Annotated in this window: 1 protein-coding gene; it reads left to right on the top strand. The window is 57.4% G+C overall.

What is annotated here, in order from left to right:
• The first annotated feature begins 162 nt into the window (after positions 1-162).
• Positions 163-1,194 carry an IS110 family RNA-guided transposase gene (locus ABIE58_RS20230; protein WP_354546410.1) on the top strand — a complete coding sequence of 344 codons (1,032 nt, stop codon included), beginning with the start codon at positions 163-165 and terminating at the stop codon, positions 1,192-1,194.
• The last annotated feature ends 378 nt before the right edge of the window (positions 1,195-1,572 follow it).

Raw genomic sequence — 1,572 nt, 5'->3', positions numbered from 1 at the left:
GAAAAGTCAAAGATGCCGTAATGGGGCTTTCGGCGAATCGAGCACGTTTCGCTTGTTTGTCAGCATGATTTGAAGTGCCGTTGCCCTTGATGCGCCTGCAGCGCGTCTACGAGGTCGTATGTTTCCATGCGCCTCAATTCCTGAGAATAGAAGGGCAACGACATGAATGTATTTATCGGACTGGATGTATCTCTGGCAAGCACGGCGATTTGTGTGCTGGGGCCGCAGGGGAAGGTTGTTGAGGAGTTGGAGGCAGCCAGCGAGCCTGAGGCGCTGGTGCGTGCGATGACGTCATTACCATACGCGGTCGATGCGATCGGTCTCGAAGCCGGACCTTTGTCCCAATGGCTGAGCAAGGGAATGGAAGAAGCTGGCTTTGACGTGGTCATGATGGAAACGCGGTTGGTGAAGGCCGCGTTGAAAGCCATGCCGATCAAAACTGACCGGCGCGATGCTCAGGGGATTGCGCGGTTGCTTCAAATGGGATGGTACAAGCCCGTGCACCGCAAATCTGTGTCCTCCCAGGAAATCCGCGCGTTGCTGACGGCGCGCAAATCAGTTCAGCAGGCCATCATCAACCTCGAGCTTTCCATGCGGGGTGTTCTGCGGAACTTCGGCCTGAAGCTCGGGCATGTCACCCGGATCAGGTACGAGGCCCGGGTGAGGGAACTGGTTGAGCAAAATGAAATCCTGTCGGCTTCGACAGAGGCCCTCTTGCGCGCGCGTGCGCAGTTGCGCGCCGAGTTGGCTGAATTGGATGCGACAATCGCGGATCTGGCAAAACAAGACGACGTTTGCCGTCTGATGATGACGATGCCAGGCGTCGGTCGGATCGTCGCCCTGACGGTCAAATCCGCGATCGACGATCCGACCCGGTTTGCGCGATCGAAGGATGTTGGCCCGTGGGTGGGGCTGACGCCGAAGCGCACTCAATCCGGAGAGATGGACATCGTCGGGCAAATTACGCGAGCCGGCGATCGGGCCCTTCGAACGGCCTTGTATCAAGCGGCGATGATCCTGATGCACCGTGGGTCACCAAACTGGCTTCAGGCCTGGGCGCTCAGAGTGGCCCATCGGCGTGGATCAAAACGGGCTTTGATTGCACTTGCGCGGCGCATTGGCGTTGTTTTGCACCGCATGTGGCGGGACGGCAAACCATTCCGCCATGTGCAGAGCGCCCCGGCAACGTTCTGAGTAAAACAATTCCAGAACTTGATCTGACGGAGGAACGCACTGCACCTGACGACAGGTACGACGAGGTCCCTTGCCGGGACGAGGTTCCTGGAGATGCCGAAAGCCCGCTAGTTATCGGCTAACGCTGAATACGCGTAAAAGATGGGCACCCAGGGACCAGATTTGGACCAGGCATAGAGTGGCAGCCATGAGGCTGACTACGGACGGAAGAGCGAAGCCCGTGCAGGGGGTGTCCTTCAGTCCTGACGTGCGGGTGCAGTGAAAAAGAAAAAGTAAGCTTCTGAATTTGTGCCTTAAAACTCGGTGAAGAATGACATCTTCGCCGTGATTTTTGACTTGCCCGAAACCCTTGACAGAGGCCCGCCCCATTACGGAAGC

It is taken from the genome of Roseovarius sp. MBR-78, from assembly GCF_040547535.1.
Classification (GTDB): domain Bacteria; phylum Pseudomonadota; class Alphaproteobacteria; order Rhodobacterales; family Rhodobacteraceae; genus Roseovarius.
The sequence above is the reverse complement of the archived record's forward strand: the minus strand, read 5'-3'. Positions and strand labels throughout refer to the sequence as shown.